Source organism: Streptomyces sp. NPDC037288, from assembly GCF_055603265.1.
This window is the reverse complement of sequence record NZ_JBVJVY010000045.1, coordinates 37,620-55,101: the sequence shown is the minus strand read 5'-3', so window position 1 is coordinate 55,101 and position 17,482 is coordinate 37,620. Positions and strand designations below refer to the sequence as shown.

The 17,482-nt window shown below is 69.0% G+C and carries 12 protein-coding genes and 1 pseudogene; 10 read left to right on the top strand and 3 right to left on the bottom strand.

Features of this window, described 5'->3' with window-relative positions; genetic code table 11:
• Positions 1 to 438: 438 nt before the first annotated feature.
• Entirely contained in the window at positions 439 to 1,014 is a 576-nt protein-coding gene (locus ACZ7GZ_RS34920; RefSeq protein WP_471030506.1) for a CGNR zinc finger domain-containing protein, read from the bottom strand.
• A gap of 102 nt (positions 1,015 to 1,116) precedes the next feature.
• Here ACZ7GZ_RS34920 and ACZ7GZ_RS34915 point away from each other — a divergent pair, with 102 nt between their 5' ends.
• A complete protein-coding gene (locus ACZ7GZ_RS34915) occupies positions 1,117 to 2,289 on the top strand; it encodes an epoxide hydrolase family protein (RefSeq protein WP_471030504.1) in 1,173 nt (390 codons plus the stop codon).
• A 669-nt stretch (positions 2,290 to 2,958) separates the two neighbouring features.
• Here ACZ7GZ_RS34915 and ACZ7GZ_RS34910 read toward each other — a convergent pair.
• Positions 2,959 to 3,861 carry an NADP-dependent oxidoreductase gene (locus tag ACZ7GZ_RS34910; RefSeq protein ID WP_471030501.1) on the bottom strand — a complete coding sequence of 301 codons (903 nt, stop codon included), beginning with the start codon at positions 3,859 to 3,861 and terminating at the stop codon, positions 2,959 to 2,961.
• 514 nt (positions 3,862 to 4,375) lie between these two features.
• Between ACZ7GZ_RS34910 and ACZ7GZ_RS34905 the strand changes: the two genes are divergently transcribed.
• From ACZ7GZ_RS34905 to ACZ7GZ_RS34865, 9 genes and pseudogenes are all read left to right on the top strand, one after another.
• Positions 4,376 to 4,882, top strand: coding sequence for a Tn3 family transposase (locus ACZ7GZ_RS34905; RefSeq protein ID WP_471030499.1), 507 nt, complete (start codon positions 4,376 to 4,378; stop codon positions 4,880 to 4,882).
• Positions 4,883 to 5,291: 409 nt separating this feature from the next.
• A pseudogene (locus ACZ7GZ_RS34900) lies at positions 5,292 to 5,403 on the top strand (Tn3 family transposase); the annotation flags it as partial.
• Positions 5,404 to 6,023: 620 nt separating this feature from the next.
• Positions 6,024 to 6,722, top strand: coding sequence for a two-component system response regulator CseB (cseB, locus tag ACZ7GZ_RS34895; RefSeq protein WP_471030497.1), 699 nt, complete (start codon positions 6,024 to 6,026; stop codon positions 6,720 to 6,722).
• On the top strand, positions 6,719 to 7,990 hold the full coding sequence (locus ACZ7GZ_RS34890) for a sensor histidine kinase (RefSeq protein WP_471030495.1): 1,272 nt from the start codon (positions 6,719 to 6,721) through the stop codon (positions 7,988 to 7,990). The genes cseB and ACZ7GZ_RS34890 overlap by 4 nt, the downstream gene beginning before the upstream one ends.
• Before the next feature lie 51 nt (positions 7,991 to 8,041).
• Positions 8,042 to 8,899 (top strand): ABC transporter ATP-binding protein, encoded by an 858-nt coding sequence (locus tag ACZ7GZ_RS34885; RefSeq protein WP_471030492.1) that lies wholly within the window; start codon positions 8,042 to 8,044, stop codon positions 8,897 to 8,899.
• A gap of 84 nt (positions 8,900 to 8,983) precedes the next feature.
• Positions 8,984 to 11,512, top strand: a complete 2,529-nt coding sequence (locus ACZ7GZ_RS34880) for an ABC transporter permease (RefSeq protein WP_471030490.1) — start codon at positions 8,984 to 8,986, stop codon at positions 11,510 to 11,512.
• A 600-nt stretch (positions 11,513 to 12,112) separates the two neighbouring features.
• Positions 12,113 to 13,309 (top strand): glycosyltransferase family 4 protein, encoded by a 1,197-nt coding sequence (locus tag ACZ7GZ_RS34875; RefSeq protein ID WP_471030488.1) that lies wholly within the window; start codon positions 12,113 to 12,115, stop codon positions 13,307 to 13,309.
• Between the two features lie 782 nt (positions 13,310 to 14,091).
• Positions 14,092 to 15,003, top strand: a complete 912-nt coding sequence (locus tag ACZ7GZ_RS34870; RefSeq protein WP_471030486.1) for a hypothetical protein — start codon at positions 14,092 to 14,094, stop codon at positions 15,001 to 15,003.
• Positions 15,004 to 15,286: 283 nt separating this feature from the next.
• A complete protein-coding gene (locus tag ACZ7GZ_RS34865) occupies positions 15,287 to 16,636 on the top strand; it encodes a hypothetical protein (RefSeq protein ID WP_471030483.1) in 1,350 nt (449 codons plus the stop codon).
• 569 nt (positions 16,637 to 17,205) lie between these two features.
• Here the strand turns inward: ACZ7GZ_RS34865 and ACZ7GZ_RS34860 are convergent.
• Positions 17,206 to 17,373: a hypothetical protein gene (locus tag ACZ7GZ_RS34860; protein ID WP_471030480.1), complete on the bottom strand. Its 168-nt coding sequence runs from the start codon at positions 17,371 to 17,373 to the stop codon at positions 17,206 to 17,208.
• Between the last annotated feature and the right edge of the window lie 109 nt (positions 17,374 to 17,482).

The window sequence follows — 17,482 nt, the reverse complement described above, 5'->3', positions numbered from 1 at the left end:
GATCATGCGAGGGCCGTCCGCCTGTCCGGCGAATCCCCAGGTGAGTGACGGTGTGCGACCCGTCGTTCGAGGCCAGAGGTTAAATAACAAGCTGAAGTGCCTGTTTCTGAACCCAGTGTCAGCAGGTCAAGAGCCATCGGCCTGAAATGGGAACTTTGGGAAAGGGTTCGGGGAACGGTCACCCCGACCGCCGACATCCACATCGGGTACGCAAGGTGCTCGAAGCTCACCCAGGAACGCCACTTCCAGCTCGACGCCCTCACCAAGAACGGCAGACCGCGCGACAAAGTCTTCTCGGAGGAGAACAGCACCCGCGTACGCGTCCGCCCCCAGTTTGAGGCCGCGCTTCTGTGGACCTCTTAGTGGTGCCGTTGGGGGGACCCAACGCGACAGATGTGTCGCAGGCGTGGGGCCCACTTGGATGTACCGAGGTAACGATCACTCCGCTGATCTGGGGTTTTTGCGCTGCTTGGCATTGAAGCGCGCTTTCTTCTGACGATTCCCGCACGTGTTCATCTCACACCATTTGCGGGTGCGACTTTGGCTGGTGTCGAAGAAGGCGGCCTGGCAGGTTGGTGATGCACACAAGGCCAATTTTCCGTCTCGTTCGCCTGCGAGGATGCTGATCGCGTCGGCGGCGATCACGCTGAGGGCGTCTTCCACGCAGGAAGCCGAGCTAAGTCGCCATTCACGGTTGCCCTCGGGCGTCAGGACAGCCGCGGCCCGCCCCTGAATGCTGCAGTCATTGATGACTTGGACAGCAGACGCAGGGAGAGCGTCCTGGATGGCGGCCGCTGTCGCGGCGGCGTGAATCGACTCCCTCAGTGTCCGAGCGAGGTCGAGCTGGGCAGTGGTGCAGGACTCCACGGCCAGGCCGTTCACTGCCAGCCAGTCGACGAGTCGTTGCGGCGTGGGAATGCGCTCCACAGCGTCGCCACGACGCTCCGTCAGAGTCGCCGTGAAGCTGGTCGCTAGCACGTTACCGAGGCGAAAGTCAGGGAACCCAGCATGCATGGAACCACCTTAGCTGGTTGCTCACCGAGGTGGAGACATGCTAGAACCGCCGTAGCCGGTTCGTGAACGTCGTAGCCGGTTCCGCGATGGCCAGGAGGTCTCATGCCCCGTCCAACCGGCGACGTGCAAGCATTTGAAGCCCACGCAACTGACGCTGACCTCGACGATCTGCGTGCGCGACTGGCCGCAGCGCGGCTACCGGAGGCCGAAACGGTCTATCGCGCCGCGCCCGACCCTCGCCGATGGGAACAGGGCGTTCCCCTCGCCGACCTCGTCGATGTCGTGGACTACTGGCGCACCGGGTACAACTGGCGGTCGTTCGAAGAACGCCTCAACCGGATCGGCCAGTTCCGCACGACCATTGATGATCTGGGAATCCACTTCCTGCACCGCCGATCCGCGCGCGCAGATGCCGCTCCTCTGATCCTGACGCACGGCTGGCCAGGCAGCATTGCTGAGTTCATCGATGTAGTAGACGAGCTGGCAGATCCGAAAGATGCAAACGCGCCAGCGTTCCACGTCGTGGTTCCGTCGCTACCAGGCTTTGGTTACAGCGACAAGCCGGCCACCACCGGATGGGGAACCGAAAAGATCGCGGCCGCATGGGTGGAACTGATGGGAAGGCTCGGCTACGGCAAGTTCGTAGCCCACGGCGGCGACTGGGGAGGTAATATCACCACGGTTCTCGCTGGCAGGTTCCCGGCGCATGTTCTCGGTATCCACACATTGTTCGCTGAGGCGCCGCCCGGGTTGACAACGGACGGGCTGACAGCGGTCGAGCGCAAGTCGACTGAGGAAACCCGCGATTTCTGGCGCCACCGCGCGGCGTACGCGAAGCAGCAGGCGACCCGACCGCAGACCATCGGCTACTCGCTCGTCGACTCACCGGTCGGACTTCTCGCCTGGATCCTTGACAAGTTCGCCGAGTGGTCAGACACCGAAGATAGCCCGTTCGAGACGATTTCCAGAGACAGGATTCTTGACGACGTCACCCTGTATTGGCTGACGCGGACCGGCGCATCGGCGGCCCGTATTTACTACGAAAGCCACAACTCGCTGGACCCGGAACTTCGGGTCGATGTCCCGTCAGCAATCAGCATGTATCCCCGCGACATCGAGAAGTGTCCGCGCCCCTGGGCGCAGGAGCGATACCGACAGATCGTCCGATGGAGGTCGCCCGAAAGCGGGGGACATTTCCCGTCGCTGGAGGTTCCCGAATATTTCGTCAAAGACCTGCAGGAGGGCCTCGCGGCAGTGCTGGCCGCTAACCGGTGACGCGGCTGGGTGCCGGCACTCGATCACCGCCTGATCCGGCTCAAGGCGTTGCCCGACGGCTGCCAGACCGAGTTCATCGAGACGGCAGAACGTGGTCGGACAGGACGCGGCGAAGATGGCGTGGAGCATGTCGAGGTCTTTCAGATGGGCAGTGTAGGAACTTCCATGCTGGAAGACCTCGACGCTTATCCGCCAACACCCCGACTGCCCTCAACTGCGAAGACCCTCCGGAGGTAGTGGTGGAGATCGAGGTCGACCAGGCGAGGCTCGAGTTTGGCCGCACCGACACCGACCGAGTGTCCGACGGGTTCCCGGCGACCTGACACCCGAGCTCGTCGACGAAGAACGCTGATCCAGAAAACGGTGCGGACTTCCTGTGACTGAGCGTCCAGGTTGGCACCGTTCGCCGGACAGGTGCTCAGAGCGGTTGGAGAGGCCATGAGGACTCTTCGTGCACTCTGGCCTTTCTGAGTACGAGGCTGAGTAGGGCCGGTGTCGTCGGCCTGGGTGGCGGTGTTCGGATGGCTTCATGACGCCGGCTCCTTGCGCCGCTTGTGCGGTGTCCGCTTTCCGCCGCCGGTTCAGGGTCCTGGGGCTGTCCGTTGCCGGGGCCGTTGTGGTGTTCCTGCTCGTGGGCTGCACCGCCGTGGTGGGTGGTCCAGGCGCTCGTCAGTCCACGAGTAGCACGAGTTTGCCGCGGACAGTCCCGGCTTCGCCGACGCGGTGCGCGTGGGCCACCTCGGTCAAGGGGAAGGTCTGGCCGACCTGGACGGAGAATCGTCCCGTTTCGGCCATGTGAGCGACCTGGGCCAGCGCGTAGGGGGCGCGGCCGGTGTCGCCGCGGCTGAAGCGGATGCCCGTCCGCTGCGCGCCGCGGAAGTCGGCGACCGTGATCACGTGCTCGGGTGCGCCCGTGAGTTCCACGAGTTCGGGGAGGATGCCGCTGCCGGCGACGTCCAGTGCGAAATCGACACTCGTCGGCATGACTGCCCGGACTCGTTCTGTCATCCCGTCGCCGTATGCCACCGGTTCGACCCCGAGCGAGCGGAGGGCCTCGTGCGTTCCAGGACTACCCGTGCCGATGACGCGCGCGCCGCGCTCCATGGCGAGTTGGGCAGCAGCACTCCCGATGCTGCCGGATGCTCCGTTGATGAGGACGGTGCTGCCCGCTGTGACGCCAAGTTGGTCGAGCGAGCGTGCTGCGGTCTCGGCTGCCGCGGGGATCGCCGCAGACCTCGCATAGTCGAGCGAGTTTGGGATCGGGGCCCAGTGGGACAGCACCGCCAACTCCGCTTGGGCGGCTCCGTATGGTGAGGCTCCGAAGACCCGGTCGCCAACCGTGACACCCGAGACATCGTCGCCGATCTCGTCAACGATGCCCGCGGCCTCGTAGCCCAGGGTCTGTGGCAGTTCCTGGTCCATCAGGCCCTGACGCTTCTTCCAGTCGCTCGCGTTGATTCCCGCGGCACGGACCTTGATCCGTATCTCTCCGGGACCGGGATGGGGATCGGGGAGGTCGACGATCTCAAGAACTTCCGGGCCGCCGAACCGGCTGAACTGTGCTGCCCTCATGACGCACTCCTTCCGCGGAAGGAGTGGCGGATCGTCCGATACCGCGTGTGCGCGTACTCCCTGTCCGGCTGTCTGCTCGGCCCCAGAGCACGTTTCTACTCCGATACATCGACCCTACGGCATGACCGCCCAGGCGTGGCGAGCTGCCTCCGGGGTCGCCTCGCCCCACACGGCCCCGCCGGCTCCCATGCCTGCGAACAGAGGCAGGCGCGGCTGTAGAGAGCCCACGAGATCCCTGCTCGAGACCGGCGGCTTCAGACCCCGGCTACACCGTCAGATTCGAAGAGCCGGTTTCGTTCCGCGGGGAGGTCGACCAGCATCGCGCATGCGCGCTGCACTCCCCGTCTGCGCGGTCGCGGAGCGGGGTGGCGTGCGTCCCGCGAACGGGTGACGCTCACCCGCCCCAGTCGTGGGCCTGCGATCTCACGCGCTACGACGCTCGAACAAGATTCGAAAGTGGGGGAGCGGTGCACCACGCAGCGGGCCGAAGGGGGCCGGAGATGGGAGGCGCGCCATGGGCGGGTTTACCCACCTCAACGCCGTCTCCGGGTTCTCCACCCGCTTCGGCGCCGTCCACCCCGAGCAGCTCGTCCAGCGCGCCGCCGGACGAGGCATGACCGCGCTGGCTCTGGCCGACCGCGACGCTGTCACCGGCGCCGTCCGGTTCGCGCAGGCCGCGCTCGAACACGGAATCCGGCCCCTGTTCGGCCTCGACCTGGTCGTCGCCCCGCTCGCCCCCGGCCCCGTGCAACACCTGCGCACCCCAGTCCGCGGTGGCACCCACGTGTACGAGCCGGTCCACCGGTTTTCTCCGTGGGTCGGCTTCGGTAACCAGGGCGTCCTCGCCGACAACGACCCCATCGAGCAGGAGAAGGCGATGAAGTTCAACGCCCTGCTTGCGAACGCGGTGATCTTCCACAACGCCCTGGACATTGCGGAGATCGTCCGCCAGCTCCTGGAGGAGGGCTGGGAGATCGACCGGCCCCGAGGACCCGGCTGGCCCACATCTCGCCGTACCTGACCGAGCACATCAAACGGTTCGGCGCGTACTCCACCCACGAACTCGGCATCCAGCCCGAGGATTACGACCCCAAGCTCGACGTCGACTTCAGCCCGCTGCGCGGCGACGACTCGACCAGCGGCGGCTACAGCCAGGCGGCCTCACCACCTTTGCCAGGAGAACCATGATGAACGACTCGCCACCCGACCCGTCGAAATCGGCATCTGGACCAGCCGCCACGTCCGCAAAGGCGGGCTGTGCCTGTCGTGCTGGTTCCGCGAGAGTGAGCCCGACAACCGGTTCTGCGACGGCGGCCACTGCCGCAACTTCATCCGGCTCCTGCACCTCCTCACCGGAGCGCAGGATCAGAAGTAGGCCGTCGAGCGTCGTTGTCCGTCCCGGCATGCGAGCCCGGGCCCACTTGTGCGACATCGACGCCGCCGTGGCCCAGCTCAAGGCGGAGGGCCACGAGATCGCGGACGAGGACAGCGCCCGCCTCTCGCCGCTCAAGCATCGAAGCTTGAACGTCTTGGGCAGGTTCGAGCTGGAGATAGCCGCGCACCTCGACATCACGCTGCCCCCCCCGCGCCCGTCCCCCGCGCTGCTCAGGATGTCGCAACCGGTGCCGGACAACCGGCACCGGACCATACGGAGACGTGGCTCACCGGGGCAGGCGCACGTTTCAGCCGCTGGTGCCCCGGTCGTCGTCGTAGCGGACGAGAGCCGGGGCGTACGTCTCGGGGGCCGGGCGCCCCGGCCTGTCCGCCGCCCGGCCGACAGGTCGTCACGACTGAACTCGGGATTTGTATCGGGCGGGTATCAGGGAACGCTTCATTGCCCATCGAATCGGCCGGTGGGCCCGGCCACGGCGAAGGGAGGCCGCTAGCCGACACTCAGTGGTCCCGGCACCGGCCGGAGTCGCTCCACCCCACCTGGCCTGGAGGTTTACGGGTGGAAGGGGTGGTGAGGGTGCGATGCGGGTCCGCCGTGTGACGCGGTTGCCGGGTCCGGTGTCTGCCTTATCGTTCCTTTCAGGCCGCCGATCGCGCGTTCGCTGCGTACGGGACCGATGCCTCACCTGAACCGTCTGAACTGTCTGAGCAGGAGTGATCCGCCCGTGTCCTCGCCCGCCCCGGCTCCGGCCTCTTCGCGCCCTGTCCGCGTGTTGCTAGTGGAGGACGACGACTTGATGCGCCGGTCCTTCACCGTCGCCTTGGAGCGCTACGGCTACGAGATGGCGGCCGCGGCCGACGGTCTCGCGGGCCTTGAGCTCTTCCGCGAGGAGAGCTTCGACCTGCTGATTCTCGACGTGATGCTGCCCGGTCTGGACGGGGTCGGTCTGTGCCGCAGAATCCGGGAGACCAGCCTGGTGCCCGTCTTGATGATGTCCGCTCGCGGCGACGGGCTCGACATCGTCGCCGGTCTGGAGGCCGGAGCGGACGACTACGTGGTCAAGCCGGTGGAGACCGGCGTGCTCGTGGCCCGCATCCGGTCGCTGCTGCGGCGGGCGACCTACGCACCACCCGCACCGGAACCCGGGCGGGCCAGAGGCGACGAGCTGCCACCGGCTGAGGAAGAGGTGCTGGTCTTCGGGGACCTGACCATCGACACCGGCGGCCTGGAGGTGTCCGTCTCGGGAAGCCCGGTGGCGCTGACCCCGACCGAGCTGAAACTGCTCCTGGAGTTCGCCGCCCACCCGGGAATCGTCCTTGAGCGGCACACCCTGCTGCGCGACGTGTGGGAGTACGGCTGGGACGGCGACAGCCGGGTCGTGGACCTTTGTGTGCAGCGGCTGCGCCGGAAGCTGGGCCGGGACCGGATCGAGACGGTCCGCGGCTTCGGCTACAAGCTCAGGCGTTGAGGCCGGTGCATCCGTTCCACCGGCTGCGTCCGGCCCGCGCGTCCCTGCGCTGGAAGATCGCGGGGCTGGCCGCGGCCACGGCCAGCCTGGTCGCGGCGGCTGTGGGCGTGCTCGTGCACACGTGGACCGCGCAGGACATCCGCGACCGGGCCGAGGCACAGGCCACCAACAGCGTGTACGCGGCCATGGACACCTACCGGCGCACCGGAACCCTCACCGACGGTGCCGAGCTCGATCCGGCCGGCCTTCCCGCCGCACTGCGGCACCCGGCCGACAGTAATCGGCACACGGCCTACGACGGGCGCGTCGACGGGAACGTGGGCCCGAGCGTCTGGGGCGCCCAGCGGATCGGCGGGCCGGGCAGCCCAGTGCTGGCCGTGCAGATCAACATGAGCTCGGAGCTCTACACCCTGCGCCAGCTCGACGTGACCATGACGTTGGCCTCGCTGATCGCCCTCGCGGCGGCCGTACCCCTGGCGGTCTACGGAGCCGGGCTGCTGGGGCGTCGGCTGCGGCGGGTCTCCGAGACCGCCGTCCGAATCTCTGCCGGGGATCTGGATGCCCGCACCGGGCGCACCAAGGGCCGTGACGAGGTGGCGGACATCGCCGCCACCGTCGACCTCATGGCGGACAGTCTCGGCCGACGGCTGCGCACCGAGCGGCAGTTCACTGCGGACGTGGCCCATGAGCTGCGTACCCCCGTCGGCGGTCTGCTGGCCGCCGCCGACCTGCTGCCGCCCGGTGAGACGGAGGATCTGCTCCGGGCCCGGGTGCGCGACCTGCGCGGCCTGGTCGAGGACCTCCTGGAGATCTCCCGGCTCGACGCCGGGGCTGAGCAGCCGGTCCGCGCCCGTGTCCCGCTCGGGGCGGTCGTGTCCGAGGCCGTGACGCGCACAGGCCTCGACACCGAAGTCACCGTCGCCGACGCACTGGGCGAAGAGGCCGCGCAGACCGTGGAGACCGACCCGCGCCGCCTCGAGCGGATCGTCAGCAACCTCGTCGTCAACGCCCACCGGCATGGGGGCACCCCGGTACAGGTCACGGTCGAGGGCCGTACCGTCGTCGTCCGCGACCACGGCCCCGGCTTCCCCCCGGACCTGCTGCGCGACGGCCCGCGCCGCTTCCACACGGGCGCGACGGAGCGCGGCTCGGGCCACGGCCTGGGCCTGACCATCGCCTTGGGCCAGGCCCGGCTCCTCGGCGCCGAACTGCGCCTGGACAACGCCCCGGACGGCGGTGCCGTCGCCACCCTGCGCCTGCCGGCCTGACCGCCCGGTCCCTGCTACAGAACTGATACGGAGCGAAGCGGACGCCGATACATGGCGGCCCAGACCCCGATACGTTCCCCGGACACCCTTCGAAGTGCACCTTCCGCACCCGAAGAGGAGTCCCCTGTGACCGCCCACTCCCTTGCCCCGCACGAGCTGCGTACGACGACCGGGATCGCGGCCGCCACCACCGACCTGTCGAAGGTCTATGGCAGCGGCGACACCCGTGTCGTCGCCCTGGACCGGGTCAGCATCACCTTCCGGGAGGGCGAGTTCACCGCAATCACGGGTCCGTCGGGCTGCGGCAAGTCCACCCTGATGCACTGCGCCGCCGGCCTCGACTCGCCCAGCTCCGGCTCGGTGCGCGTCGGCGCCACCGAACTGAGCACGCTGGACGACCGACAGCTCACCGCGCTGCGCCGCGACCGGATCGGCTTCATCTTCCAGGCGTTCAACCTGCTGCCGACGCTGACCGCCCTGGAGAACATCACGCTGCCGCTGACCATCGCCGGTCGTCGCCCCGACCCGCAGTGGCTGGACCGTGTGATCTCCATGGTCGGCCTCTCCCAGCGCCTCCACCACCGGCCCGCGCAGCTGTCCGGCGGGCAGCAGCAGCGCGTAGCGGTGGCCCGCGCCCTGGCCTCACGGCCCGCGATCATCTTCGGCGACGAGCCCACCGGAAACCTCGACTCCCGCTCCGGCGCCGAGGTCCTCGGCTTCCTGCGCGACTCGGTGCGCGAACTGGGCCAGACCGTGGTCATGGTCACCCACGACCCGGTCGCCGCCGGCTACGCGGACCGCGTGGTCTTCCTCGCCGACGGCCGCCTGGTCGACGAGATGGCACAGCCCACCCCGGACCGGGTCCTGGACCTGATGAAGGACTTCGACACCCGTTCGCGCACCAGCTGACGACCAACTCGTACACCGGCACCGCACCAGCCAGCCAGCCCATCCGCTCGCCTCCCTCGAGCCGGCCTCCCAGGATCCACACCCATGTTCCGTACCGCCCTGCGCAACGTGTTCGCGCACAAGGCCCGCCTACTGATGACCGCATTCGCGGTCATGCTCGGCGTCACCTTCATCACCGGCAGCCTCGTCTACGGCGACAGCCTGAACCAGGCCACCACCGCCAAGGCGACCGACGGCTACGAGCGCATCGCCGTCAACGTCTCCGCCGATGCCGACCCCGCAAACCGCGGCCGACCGGGCGACCTCGACGCCCGCACCGCGACCGCGCTGGCCAAACTCCCCGGCGTCGCCGCCGCCGCGGGCCGGGTCGACGGCTTCGCCGCCGTCGCCGACCGCGACGGCAAGCCCCTCGGCAACGGCAAGGACGCCCAGGGCGGCAACTTCGCCCCGGCCGCGGACGGCAACGACCCCGCGTACCGCTTCACCGAGGGTTCCGGCCCCACCGGCAAGGACACGATCGCCCTCGACGAGGCCACCGCCGCCAAGGGCGGCTACCGCGTCGGTGACACCGTGCGCGTCGGCACGAACAAGGGTGCCTCCTCCTACACCCTCAGCGGCATCTTCCGCACCGACGGGACCAAGCTCCCCGCCGGGGGCAGCCTGACGCTGTTCGCCGGCGCCACCGCCCAGAAGTTCTTCCTCGAACCTGGCCGCTACAAGAACATCGAACTCACGGCCACGCCCGGCACTGACGTGACGCAGCTCCTCAGCCGCGTCGAATCGGTGCTGCCCAAGGGCACCAGCGCGGTCACCGGGGCCCGGCTCGCCCAGATCAAGGCGAACCTCGCCACCAGCGGCACCAGCACCATGAGCCAGATCCTGGTCGGTTTCGCCGCGGTCGCCCTGTTCGTCGCCACCTTCCTCATCTCCAACACCTTCACCATGCTGGTCGCCCGGCGCACCAGGGAGCTGGCCCTGATGCGGGCCGTCGGAGCCACCCGCGAGCAGGTACGGCGCATCCTGCTCACCGAGTCCCTCCTCGTCGGCGCGATCGCCTCCGTGGCCGGCCTCGCCGTCGGCACCGGGGTCGCCGCCCTGCTCCAGACGCTCTTCGCCGACACCCCGGCCGCGCCGCTCGTCCTCACCCCGACCACCGTGATCATCTCCATGCTGGTCGGCACCCTCCTGCCCATGGTCGCCGCATGGCTCCCGATCCGCCGGGCCATGGCCATCCCGCCCGTCGCCGCGCTCAGCGCCGCCGAGCACACGGCCCCCGCACGCCCCGGCTCCCTGCGTACCGGCCTCGGCGCCGCACTGGTGCTCACCGGCACCGCCGCCGTCGTGTACGGAGCCCTCACCACTGGGAAGGACGCCCGGACCGTCATCGGCCTCGGCGCGGCCATCGCGCTGACCGGGACGATCGGCCTCATCCCGCTGCTGTCCCGGCCGGTCGTCACCCTGTTCCGGCCGCTGCTGACCCGCCTGGCCCCGGTGCACGGCGACCTCGCCGTCCGTAACACCGTGCGCGACCCGCGCCGCACCGGCGCCACCGCTGCCGCGCTCGCCATCGCCCTCACCCTCGCCTCGGGCCTGTCCGTCCTGGGGGCCTCGGCCACCCACTACCTCGACCGCGCGACCACCCACGCCCTCAGCGCCGACTACGTGGTGAAGTCCGTGGGCGGCCAGCGGATGACCCCCACCACCGCCGCGCCCCTGAAGAAGCTGGCCAGCGCCACGTACAGCCCGCTCAACCAGTCCACCGGATACCGCCTGGACGGCAGCGAGTCCGTCCTGACCGGCGTCGACCCCGCCACCATCGGCAAACTCCTGCGGTACGACGTGGTCGAAGGCTCCCTCGACAGCCTTGCCAAGGGCCAGATCGCCGTGGCCGACTTCAAGGCCGAGCAGGCGGGCTGGCACGTCGGGCAGACCCTGCCCCTGGAGAGGCGGAACGACCAGCGCGGCAGCCTCACCATCGGCGCCATCTACCAGGCGGACGAGCAGAGCGACCTGATGCCCAGCATCACCGCGCCCGACTCCCTCGTCGCCCGCTACGACTCCACCCCGAGCACCGCCGGGATCCTCGTCGCCACGGACGGCGGACCCAGCCGGGCCGCGCGCGCAGGCGTCACCCACGCCCTCGGCGACAACCCCACGCTGAGCGTCCTCGACCAGGCAGACATCCGCGCCCAGGACAGCCGTGGCATCGGCGACCAGCTCAACGTCTTCTACGCCCTGTTGAGCATGGCCCTGGTGATCGCCGCACTGGGCATCGCCAACACCCTCGCCATGTCCGTCCTCGAACGCCGCAAGGAGCTCGGCACGCTGCGCGCCCTCGGTCTGGACCGCGCCGGAGTGACCCGGATGATCCGCCTGGAAGCCCTGCTCCTCGGCGCGCTCGGCGCGACCCTCGGCACGGTCATGGGCGTCTTCCTCGGCTGGGCACTGGGACGCACCCTCCAAGCGAACGTCGCGGGCTACGAGTTGGTCCTGCCCTGGGGCCGCCTCGCCCTCACCATCCTGATCGCCCTGGCGGGCTCGCTGCTCGCCTCGCTCTGGCCCGCCCGCAGGGCCGCCCGCGTCGACATCCCCGCCGCGACAGCAGCCCAGTAGACCCCGCCAGCGGCCTGCCCCGCCTGGCGATTGATGACAGGGTTTCGGTGACAGACAGAGTCCAATCTCCGGACGGAAGGGGGCCCCAGATGGCGAACCTGGTCTACAAGCGGGTCTCGACCGACCAGCAGTCGACGGCCCGGCAGACTGGTCGTGCGGCGTTGGGTTCTGTCTCTGCCCGGCATAGAGGCGGCCGCGTGCAGGCGTCGGCCCAGCACCGCCAACCAGACCCCAACCGACGCTGCTGGTCCGCCGCGTTCAGCTCCTCGCCGGTGCCTGTGCCGGTAGGCAGAACCAGCTGACCGGCCCCTGCGCCCTGCTGCCGGCGCTGTGTGGCCGGTGAGGGGCGGCGGTTGGCCGGTTTGCGACCGGCGCGAGCCAGAGTGCCTGTGAGCTGGGCGTTTCATGCCGTGCCTCAGCAGCGCACGTAGCGGTGGTTTCAATAGGGAGGCACTGGTTCCGCGTGGGTGGGTCAGGGCTGAATGGATGAGAGGCCGGAGCCGGCAGACACGCTCCGCCTGATTTCGCGCGCCTCGACGCACCACCATCCGGAGGGACTTCTTGGTGGACCAGCTGGCATTGCGTCCGTACCGACTGGCCGTGGCACCGACCGTGCGGCGCGTGTCCATCGTGGCCCGGGTGTACGGGTATCCACCGGACCACAACGCCGGCTCGGAGTGGATGCTCCACTCGATGCTGCGCCCCCTGGCCGAGCGCGGTCACAAGGTGGAGGTCTGGCTGTCACACCCCGGCAAGAGTGAGAAGACGTACGAGATCGACGGAGTTCGGGTCATCCCGTTCCAGGAGGGCATCGACTTTGCCGCCCGGGCCCACACGGCGGATGTGCTGGTCTCCCACTACGAGAACGTGCCCCTGGTGGCCGGCCTCGCCCGGGACCGTCTCATCCCGCTGGCTGTGATCTGCCACGACAACTTCGCCGCCAGCTTCCACAACGCGGCGGGCGCTGATCTCGTCGTCTACAACAGCGAGTGGATCAGGCGGGACGGCGAGATCTTCTACGCCCGCTACCCGCGCGAGTTCCTGCCCCGGCACAGCATCGTCGTGCGCCCGCCGGTGATCGCGGAGGAGTACCGCACGCAGCCCGGCGACTGCGCGACCCTGGTCAATCTCAACGCCGACAAGGGCGGTGAGCTGTTCTGGCAGATCGCCGCCTGGACACCTCAGTGGAAGTTCCTTGGTGTGCGCGGCGCCTACGGCCAGCAGATCATGCCTCCGCCCAGGCTGCCCAACTGCGAGGTCCTCGACGGCGTTCCCGGACAGCAGATGCGCGAACACGTCTACAGCCGCTCCCGCGTGATGCTCATGCCGAGCCTGTACGAGTCCTGGGGACGGGTGGCGGTGGAGGCGTTCGCCTCGGGCATCCCGGTCATCGCCCACCCCACCCCCGGACTCGTCGAATCTTTGGGTGAAGCGGGCATCTTCGCCTACCGCGACGACCTCAACGCCTGGATCGACGCTCTGACTTCCCTGCAAGACCCGGACAACTGGGCCCGCGCCTCGCAACGGGCCGCAGCCCGCTCCATCGAACTGAGCGCCACACCCGACCTCGCCACCTGGTGCGACGCCATCGAATCGCTGGCCATGAAGCGCATGGCCAACGGCGTACGCAAGCGCGCCATCGGCACGCTCGTCGATGCGGGCGAGATGAGCCACAGCCTTGGGGACGACTCCGCGCTCCGGGGGACGAACCGCGCCTGCGGCCGTCATGGTGCCGCGGGGCACAGAGAAACCACAACCGATCCCGTCGACCTGCAACGAAAGGAAGGCACGTCATGACCGAGGCAGCGCTTCTCCCCACCGGCGAACCCGTGACGGTGATCGAGCCACGTGCGGCCATTGCGCCGACCATCAGCGCACCGATCGCTCCCTTCACCCACATCCTGCGATTCGACTACACCGGAGCCGTCCAGGACTTCACGGTTCCCCCCGGCGTCACCACGGTCAATGCCCGCTGCTGGGGAGGCGGAGGCGGCGGAGCCGACCAAGGGGGCGGGGGCGGATTCGCCACCGGGGACATCGCCGTCGTCCCCGGGGAGACCTTGCGGATCGTTGTCGACCTGGGAGCAAGCCACGGTGGGGGCGGGATGAGCGGCTTGTTCAGCCAGCGGCTGGGACAGCCGCTGCTGATCGCCGGAGGAGGAGGCGCGTGCTCGCGGCCGGGTCTCATTGATGCGCGCGGCGGGGCGGGCGGCGGCACCAGCGGTTCCGACGGGCAGCCCCAGTCGCGGGGTGGGTGGACCGGCACGGTGGCACGCGGAGCATCGGGTTCGACGGGCGGTGCCGGCAGCTCCTGGAGCAGCAACTATGGCGGGCGTGGTGGCAACACCGGCCAGAACGGCGGCCCCAACGTAAAAGGAAATCCTGGGGGCCAGGTGCCGATCCCGGGTATGGGGGGAGGCGGGGGCGCAGGCTACAGCGCCGGTGAAACAGGTGGAGGCGCCGGCTACGCGGGAGGCGGTGGAGGGATCACCCTTGCCTCCTCACAGGGCTACTGGGGCAGCGGTGGTGGAGGTGGCAGCAGTTTTGTGAGCGGCCCTGGCGTCACCGCAGGACGCACCGTGGCCGGCAATGGCGCCCAGGCGGGCGGCAAGGAGGATCCCCTGTACCAGTCTCCCGTCGGTGACGCGGACAACCACGGTCAAGTAGTACTGCAGTGGGCGGAGTTCACACTCACGCCCGGCGGCCCGCCGGACGTGGAACTGACGCGGGGCGGGCCCGTCGGGTATCCGGGAGTCCACGTCGACTCCGACGTGGACGTCGAGCCGGTGACGGTGTCGGTCACCCTTCCCGCCGACCGCGGACTGCTCTTCGGCACGCAGACACTCGCCGACTACCAGCTGACCGTCCAAGACCCCTCCGGGCAGACGACACCGTACATGGGAAGGCTCTCGGAGGACGGAGCCACGCTCGTCTTCTCCGACGTGGACCTGAACCTGCCCGGGACATCGGTGATGTGGGTCGCCGTAAGCGCCGGTCACAACGCCCCGCTCGGAGCCACCAGCCTGGCCTTCACCGTCGCGGGCAAGCCCTCCCCCTCCACCACGGTCGTCGTCACACCCGCCTACGACGTCACACCCGGCGGCGCCCCTGTCACCGCGGAACGAGGAGGGGCACCCGTCTACCCGGGCGTGGAGGTCCGCAACAACGGATCACAGGCCATCCCCCTGGAAACCGTCACCGCGGCCCTCCCAGCTGAGCTCAACATGCAGTTCGGCACACCGGACAATCCCGACCACCAGCTGACCGTCTGGGACGCCAACCACAACACCACCGTGTACATGGGGAACCTCTCCGACGACGGGCAGGTGCTGACTTTTTCCCACGTCGACCTGGGAATCCCCGATGCCGGATCACGATCGGTCATGTGGGTCGCCGTGAGCGCCTCCGACGCCACCCCACCCGGCGCCACCAGGGTCGAATTCTCCGTCAGCGACCGTCTCTCACCCTCCACCACCATCAACGTCATCTGAGTCATCTGAGTCATCTGAGCAACCCGGCAGTCACACGGTCCCCGCTGTGCCCGAAGAGCCCGGCGGGGCGGCTGCTCAGCAGTTGCCCCGAGTTCCGGCACAGACGGAGGCCAAAGAACACGGGCAGAAGCTGTGCTGAAACGCATCCCGTGTGCGGCACGGCGATGCGGCTGTGCCTGCACGCAGCTCAACACCCGCTGGGGCGCGGCGGCCGCGAAGAGCGAATAGGCCAGCTGCCGCCGTTCGGTTGTCCCTCACATTTTCCAGTCGAAAGGAGATTGGCATGACTGCACCAGTATCAGCGGTATCACCGGTCGACGCTCCCACGTCGGACCCGGAACGGACGAGTATCAAAACCCTCGGATACGCGAACCGGTTCTCTGTCTGGGACTCCGAGTTCCGGTACGACGGCCGCATCCGTGTCCCGATGGGCGTCAAGATCACAAAGGTTGAGTACGCCTACTACGGCCGGGACGACCTGTCCTACATCACCGCTGTCGAGGTGCCGCGCGGCCGCATGGGCATCGACCAGGAGTACGAGGTGATCGACCTGACGTTCCTCGCCGACTCCGACGTCATCACCTTCACGCTGCGCGGTGACCTCAACGTCGACTCCGCACCGGAGCAGGGCCAGTACAGCCGCACGTACCAGCTCGGCGTCAAGGTCAGCCTCAACGACGGCACGACCCGCATCACGCACGTGGAGGTCGAGGTCCTCTGGCCCGGCTACGACCCGGACAACGGGCGGATCGGGCGGCCCTTCGTCCGCCTGCCCTACGACAGGGGCTGGGGCGGGACTCCCAACAGCCAGGCCGGCTTCGGCTACGTGTCGGACAACGGCTACATCGCCGACAAGTTCATCATCGATCTGGTCAACCCCCGCCAGGGCAGGGACAACGTGGCCGGCAACAACAGCGACCACGTGTACTACCAGCTGGTCCACGAGGACGGCACGCCGTCCCACCTCACTCCCGCCCCGGTCAAGCTCAACGTCAAGGGCCACGCGGACGCCGGAACCGGCAACAAGCGCATCCTCGACGCCGTCAACCTGCTGGATGAGGGCGACAAGCCGGGGTACTACCGGTTCCTGGTCTGGCCGCAGTCCACCAACACCTCCGACGGCAAGACAAGCACCCTGAGCTGGAATCCGGACAAGCCGGAAGACGCCTTCCAGATCGGCAGCGTCTACTTCCGCTACACCGCTGCTCGCAGCGCCGGCTTTTCGGTCGCCCCGGGCGGACCGCCGGACGTCAGGCTGACCGCCGGCGGACCCGTCGGCTATCCCGGGGTCCATCTCGAAACCACCGAAGGGCCGGTCCCCGTGCAGACCGTCCAGGTCAGCCTGCCCGAAGGGATGGGGCTGCAGTTCGTGGAGGAAGGCAACCCCGGCTACCAGCTGACCGTGCTGGACTCCGACGGAGCGCAGAAGAACTTCGTCGGACAGCTGTCCCAGGACGGTCAGACCCTCACCTTCTCCAAGGTCAACTTGGCGCTGCCGGGCAAGTCCTCCAAGTCCACCGCGTGGGTGGCCGTCAAGGCCATCGACCCGAACACCACGGGCCGCACGTCTTTGACGTTCCAGGTGGGAAGTGAGACGAGCCAAAGCACCCCCATCGAGGTCCGTGCCCGCTGACCGTCACGGCCCCGCCCGCACCCCGGCGAGGCCGGTTCCCCCGACCCGGCGCGGGCGCGGCGAGCAGGCAGCAGGCCACGTCTGGTAGTTGGGAATGCCAGCGGCATCCCGATCCCGGACAGCCCAGCTTCGCGAGTCCGTGAGGCCGTCGTGAGACGGCCCACCGGCGATTCGCCGAGTGGTCGAAGGCCCGGGTACGGGGGAAGCTGCACCGCCCCGGTGCTCGACGAGCTCGGCTCCCGTGGAGAGCGGGACTGGTCGCGCTGCGCGATCGACTCCGTGAACATGCGGGCACACGGGGCCGGGGCCGGGCCGCTGACGGGGCCCGGGTGCTCGGGTTCGGGCCCGGGCCGGCCGGCCCCGGTGGGGCGCAGCACCCCCTGGGGGCACCACGGCGCGGCGCCAGCCACACGACACCGACTACCGAGGCCAGGGCCGGCCGTCGGTCGACTGGGGAAGCCCCTGACGGGGGCTACGGTCCTCGCCCCCGTCACCGCCCTCGCGTCCGACGGGCGCGGCTGGTGCGCATGCGCCGACCGCAAGACGGTTCTCACGGTGAACGCCTGACCTCATGACCGCCGCCCGCCGGATCCGCCGGGTCCGCCGGACCGGCCGGGTCCGGTGGACCGGGGGTGCCGCGCCCGCCGCCGGCCCCGGCGCAGGGCTTCGGTGAACAGGGCGACGACGGCGGCGGAGAACCCCAGGACATCGCCGATGAGAACCAGCCAGGATTGCATTGCGTGTGCTCCCTTTCTTTGTGGACGGCGTCCACGTTGCCCGTCGGCTGGCTAGGCTGCGTGTCCTGCCGCGTCCTGTCCGGGCCTGCCGCCCCGGCCGCCGTCGCCG

Coding starts and splice junctions, on each gene's coding strand:
- ACZ7GZ_RS34905 (WP_471030499.1), top strand. CDS start 4,376: ATGGGCGGGTTTACCCACCTCAACGCCGTCTCCGGGTTCTCCACCCGC.
- ACZ7GZ_RS34910 (WP_471030501.1), bottom strand. CDS start 3,861: ATGAGGGCAGCACAGTTCAGCCGGTTCGGCGGCCCGGAAGTTCTTGAG.
- ACZ7GZ_RS34880 (WP_471030490.1), top strand. CDS start 8,984: ATGTTCCGTACCGCCCTGCGCAACGTGTTCGCGCACAAGGCCCGCCTA.
- ACZ7GZ_RS34915 (WP_471030504.1), top strand. CDS start 1,117: ATGCCCCGTCCAACCGGCGACGTGCAAGCATTTGAAGCCCACGCAACT.
- ACZ7GZ_RS34865 (WP_471030483.1), top strand. CDS start 15,287: ATGACTGCACCAGTATCAGCGGTATCACCGGTCGACGCTCCCACGTCG.
- ACZ7GZ_RS34885 (WP_471030492.1), top strand. CDS start 8,042: ATGGCGGCCCAGACCCCGATACGTTCCCCGGACACCCTTCGAAGTGCA.
- ACZ7GZ_RS34920 (WP_471030506.1), bottom strand. CDS start 1,014: ATGCATGCTGGGTTCCCTGACTTTCGCCTCGGTAACGTGCTAGCGACC.
- ACZ7GZ_RS34860 (WP_471030480.1), bottom strand. CDS start 17,373: ATGCAATCCTGGCTGGTTCTCATCGGCGATGTCCTGGGGTTCTCCGCC.